Below are 4,527 nucleotides of genomic sequence, written 5' to 3'. Positions count from 1 at the left end.
CCCCAATGACCCTGCCTATCGCCGCCCGCTGACGCAGGCCAGCGACCTGCCGCGAGACAAACAGCAGGCAGCGGAAAAGCTGACCGCCGGCCTGATGAACCTGATGGCACAGGGCGCGATACGCAGCCGGCAGGACGTGGTGACTCAGCTCGAAAGCATTGGCCTCACCGTGGCGCGAGAAACCAAAAGCAGCATCAGTATTGCCGACCCGTCCGGCGGCAGAAACATCCGGCTGAAAGGAATGATTTATGAGCGAGATTTTAAATTTGGCGAAGGGCTTCGAGGAGAAATCGAAGCAGCAAGCGCAGGATACCGAGCAGAGCGTGAAGCGCGAGTTCGTGAGGCTGGAAACGTCTATCAGCGCGGAACTGCAATCAAGCTCGCAGAGCATCAGCAACGCTATCCGCGAACAGAACGGCAGGCTGACGGGTATGCTCAGAGCCACGGTCACCACCGTGCTGATCTGGATAGTGGTCTGCGCCGCGATTCTGATTGGCATCCTGAGCGGGATAATCTGGCTTCAGGGGCAGATCATCAGCTCACGCCTGAGCGACATCGACGGCTACAGCCAGCAGCTGGCGAGCCTGAAAGCGAAAAGCGGCGCGGGGGTGACGATCTACAGCGACGACAGCCAGAAGAACGGTTACCTGGTGGTGCTGCCGGTGAAGGCGCACGGCGTGGAAACCTACACCTCGACGGCGGGCAATACGGTGGTGAAGTACACCGCGAAGTAACCTCGTCAGAACGCACAGAAACGCCCCTGAACGATTTTGACCCACAGGACACAGAAAACCATGACCGAAATGGAAAAACAGCTTCTGAGCGCCTTAGAGAGCTTACAGGCCAGCTACGAGCAACAGCATCAGGCGTGGCAGGAAAGCTACAGCAGTTTGCAGAACATGTTCGAGACTACCTCACTGGCACTGAACCGCAGCGACAGGGCGTGTCAGCACTTGAGCAATCAGGTGGACAGCTTGCGCGCGCAGGTCGAGAGCTTGAGCAGGAACTTCAGCCGCTTGATGCGCTGATTAGACAGCATGACCGCGTCCGTGCAGAGAAGTTGCGAGAGCAGCAGCCGGAACCGCAGAAAAAGCCGATTCGCTATCAGGGACCCTCGATGTGATTTTTTAGTTCACTACAGATTCATCTTTAGATTGCTCTAAGGTTTTTTTAGTGTAATCTCAGCGTCAATTTAATTTGTTTTGGAAAATAAAAAATGGCTAAGGGTGCGCAAGCAATAGCTAAAGAAATAAATGAGTTAATGAGAAAAAATGGAAATGAGTGTATTACTTTGAAGTGGGTACAGTTTTACGAGATTTGTGAGAGAGAAAGGCTTGCAGATGTTGTTATGGGGAAGGTGGCAGAAAGCCTGAAAAAAAATGACCTTCATATCATCTACGGCAACAACGTGATTATCGTAAGAGACTTCTGTTGGAATCCCGTATCTCTTTAGAGACTAATGACAATCTGCTGTCTTAAGGTGTAAGTTTAACGGCAGAAAAAACGAAGCCCCGGCATCATGTCTAATCTTGGCGGATCCGCATGATAACCAGGGCCAGGTACGAAACCTTGAAAGGATATTAGCACATGAACCGTGCCAGACAACAGCCCGCCATAAGCGCAGGGCGCATTGCATAACGCTGCACTCGAGCTCTTCAACGACCGCTTACCACACAAGCCGTATTTTTCGGACGACCTGTACTTTGGTGTACGTATTGCAGGTAAAGAACGCGCCATTCTGGCGAAATACATCCAGTTCAATCAGCCTCATGCCATGTTCTGGCTGGGATTTGACGTTGACCGTCTCGGTGCCGCCATCGACTGGAGCGATCGCAATGCGCCCGCGCCCACGCTGACCATCACCAATCCCGAAAACGGACACGCACACCTACTCTATGCGCTGAAAACTTCGATACGCACCGCTCCTGATGGAAAAATGAAGCCACTGAAGTACGCTGCTGCGGTCGAGAACGCGCTACGTAAAAAACTGGACGCTGACGTGGGGTATTCGGGGTTAATTTGCAAGAATCCGAACCACGGTTATTGGAAAATTGCCGTCTGGCAGCCGGAACTCTACACACTGGACTGGCTGGCCGACTCGCTCGACCTGAACGCTGCGAACGACAAAGAAATCGTAGCCGACTACGGTTTAGGCCGTAACTGCACCCTGTTCGATAAAACCCGCAAGTGGGCATACCGCGCGATTCGTCAGGGTTGGCCGGAGTATGATCAGTGGCAGCAAGCCTGCGATGAAAGAGCTCGCGCCTATAACCTGCAATTTGCAGCACCTCTTGAAGAAAATGAAGTGAGAGGGATAGCTAAAAGTATTGCTAAATGGACTCATAGAGAATTTAGCGAAAAATCATTTGATGATTATGTAAGGAATACCCATCAATCACACATACAGTCACTTCGTGGTTCTAAAGGTGGTATGAAAAGTAAAGGTGGTGGAAGAAAAAAAGGTTCTGTTGTTGATGGCTCTATTAATTCAAAAAAAGAGTGGCTATCCTTAGGTATTTCTAGATCAACTTATTATAGAAGATATGAGCTGTAGCCCATATCTTCTCTTTTAATTTAGAATCTAAAGTCTGATGCTTGAGCTTGAAGGTATAATGTTTTCAAAAGATCATAGCCATCAGTATATTGATTAATCGGGAAGAAGAAATTCTTTTCATTCTGGATTATGCTCAATCTGTGAAAATTATAACCATTGTCATGATCAAATGCGGAATCCAAAGATATATACATTCCGTTATAGCTTGTGCTTACAAGGTCATTATTTGAGTCGTAGGACCAACGGACGTTGCCGTTCCTAGTCTCATTTATCATGAACTTTACAAAGTTAGCAATGTTTTCTGGCAGCATAGTGCTATCCCTCTACGTTCGTGAATGTGTGTTTTGAATCAATCATACTCTTAATGTCCATGAGCGACTCTCGTATTTTCTTTGACGTTCTCGTCGATATTTTTTCTTTCAGAGGCATACACCGAGCATCATGTATATTTTTCTCTAGCTCATCCAAAATATTTTTTTTATCTTCAAATAAATCCCTATCTTCTTTCGATATGAAGTTATTTGCTATATTCCTATGTAGCTTTAATGCAACTCTGAAATTTAAAGATAACTGGCTATATTGATGGTTTACTAAATCATCAATAGCGGATTCATAATACGATGAGCATACATGAGACAAATGTGACACCGTTTGGTTTTTGAATGTGTCAATTCTCTCTTGGGTTTTTTGCTGAATGCTTTTCGTTATCTTTATGGCGTAAAATATTTCCAGCACAGCAATAATTAAAGCGATCACAGTTGCTACTGAAGCATAATAGGAAAAAACCAACATCCCAACTGAAGATGACAATATATCATCTTGATAATGCCACGAACCAACGCATATTAATAAGCAAAGCAAAGCATATATAATTCTAAATGCATTATCTTTTATTTTATCTATCATTTACAGATATCCAAATAATCATCCTCAGCACATTATCCATGAAGATATACTCTTGGTGAAGCAGCACCCTCTGGGTTATCCGTATGGTGAGACAAAAACAAGCCTATATCAGATAACAGCCCTTCTTTGCAGAGGGGCTTTTTTTGCAGCGACTACAGAATCTGACATACTCCATCATACTTTAAGCCAGTACACACAGCGTCCCCTCTACGAGGTTCCTTCTGTGACTGGTTCAGGGGGCTCGCCGCCCCCCGAAACCCCGGGCATCCACTGCGAAACTTTCGCACTTTGGGTGCGAATATTTCTCAGCGGAGTGAGAATGGAAAAGCGCACGAGAGAGATCAAAATCCGTCTTACCGACTCAGAGCATCAGCGTCTGATAGACCGGTGTGACCGAACTCATCTGGCCGAATGGCTGCGTCAGCTCGGTCTGGGAGAACACACTGCCAGAAAGCGCCGTCTGCCTGATGTGTCGCCCGAACTGCTGCGACAGGTCAGCGGTATCGGCAACAACCTCAACCAGATCGCCCGCCGTCTTAACCAGCTCGACGGACTGAACTCCACTGAGCGCGTTTCCCTGCTGGCGGTGTTAAACAGCCTCGACCGTAATCTCGGTGAACTGCTGGAGCAGCACCGTGATCGTTAAAATTCACTCACGGGGTGCCGGTTCGGGCAGTGGCCCCGTTGATTACCTGCTGGGCAAAGATCGCCAGCGTAGTGACGCCCGCGTGCTGCGGGGAGATGCCGAACGCACCCGCGAACTGATTGACGGCTGTGACTTTGCCCGCGGCTACACCTCCGGCGTGTTGTCCTTTCAGGAGGCCGACATTGCAGAGCCAGAAAAAGCGCGGCTGATGGACGAATGGGAACAGACACTGATGACCGGTCTCGACAAAGACCAGTACGCCTGTCTGTGGGTTGAGCATCAGGACAAAGGCCGCCTCGAGCTGAACTTCGTGATCCCGAACATCGAATTGCAGAGCGGCAAACGTCTGCAACCCTACTTTGACCGCGCCGACCGTCCCAGGGTAAACGCCTGGCAGACGCTGACCAACGGCCGGTTAGGA

7 protein-coding genes are annotated in these 4,527 nt (G+C 48.7%); 6 read left to right on the top strand and 1 reads right to left on the bottom strand.

The window, feature by feature from the left end; genetic code table 11:
* Window positions 1-248 precede the first annotated feature (248 nt).
* The 4 genes from A0G03_RS20350 (at window position 249) to A0G03_RS20335 (ending at window position 2,554) form a co-directional block, all read left to right on the top strand.
* Complete coding sequence (locus tag A0G03_RS20350) at window positions 249-734, top strand: MbeB family mobilization protein (RefSeq protein ID WP_101749546.1); 486 nt, start codon at window positions 249-251, stop codon at window positions 732-734.
* A 134-nt stretch (window positions 735-868) separates the two neighbouring features.
* Window positions 869-1,123: a mobilization protein gene (locus A0G03_RS22140; RefSeq protein WP_425273369.1), complete on the top strand. Its 255-nt coding sequence runs from the start codon at window positions 869-871 to the stop codon at window positions 1,121-1,123.
* A gap of 93 nt (window positions 1,124-1,216) precedes the next feature.
* Window positions 1,217-1,453: a hypothetical protein gene (locus tag A0G03_RS20340; RefSeq protein WP_048263483.1), complete on the top strand. Its 237-nt coding sequence runs from the start codon at window positions 1,217-1,219 to the stop codon at window positions 1,451-1,453.
* A gap of 177 nt (window positions 1,454-1,630) precedes the next feature.
* Window positions 1,631-2,554 (top strand): replication initiation protein, encoded by a 924-nt coding sequence (locus A0G03_RS20335; RefSeq protein WP_101749544.1) that lies wholly within the window; start codon window positions 1,631-1,633, stop codon window positions 2,552-2,554.
* A gap of 315 nt (window positions 2,555-2,869) precedes the next feature.
* Here the strand turns inward: A0G03_RS20335 and A0G03_RS20325 are convergent, their stop codons facing one another.
* Window positions 2,870-3,460, bottom strand: a complete 591-nt coding sequence (locus A0G03_RS20325; RefSeq protein ID WP_048263477.1) for a hypothetical protein — start codon at window positions 3,458-3,460, stop codon at window positions 2,870-2,872.
* 319 nt (window positions 3,461-3,779) lie between these two features.
* Here A0G03_RS20325 and A0G03_RS20320 point away from each other — a divergent pair, with 319 nt between their 5' ends.
* Window positions 3,780-4,106, top strand: a complete 327-nt coding sequence (locus tag A0G03_RS20320; protein ID WP_048263480.1) for a plasmid mobilization protein — start codon at window positions 3,780-3,782, stop codon at window positions 4,104-4,106.
* On the top strand, window positions 4,096-4,527 hold a 432-nt coding region (locus A0G03_RS20315; protein WP_148666113.1), incomplete at its 3' end, for a relaxase/mobilization nuclease domain-containing protein. The genes A0G03_RS20320 and A0G03_RS20315, both read left to right, overlap by 11 nt.

This window comes from Pectobacterium peruviense (genome assembly GCF_002847345.1).
Taxonomy (GTDB): domain Bacteria; phylum Pseudomonadota; class Gammaproteobacteria; order Enterobacterales; family Enterobacteriaceae; genus Pectobacterium; species Pectobacterium peruviense.
The sequence above is the reverse complement of the archived record's forward strand: the minus strand, read 5'-3'. Positions and strand labels throughout refer to the sequence as shown.

Bases quoted from the DNA above. Each gene is read 5' to 3' on its own strand.
- A0G03_RS20325 (WP_048263477.1), bottom strand. From the start codon at position 3,460: ATGATAGATAAAATAAAAGATAATGCATTTAGAATTATATATGCTTTG.
- A0G03_RS20320 (WP_048263480.1), top strand. From the start codon at position 3,780: ATGGAAAAGCGCACGAGAGAGATCAAAATCCGTCTTACCGACTCAGAG.
- A0G03_RS20340 (WP_048263483.1), top strand. From the start codon at position 1,217: ATGGCTAAGGGTGCGCAAGCAATAGCTAAAGAAATAAATGAGTTAATG.
- A0G03_RS20350 (WP_101749546.1), top strand. From the start codon at position 249: ATGAGCGAGATTTTAAATTTGGCGAAGGGCTTCGAGGAGAAATCGAAG.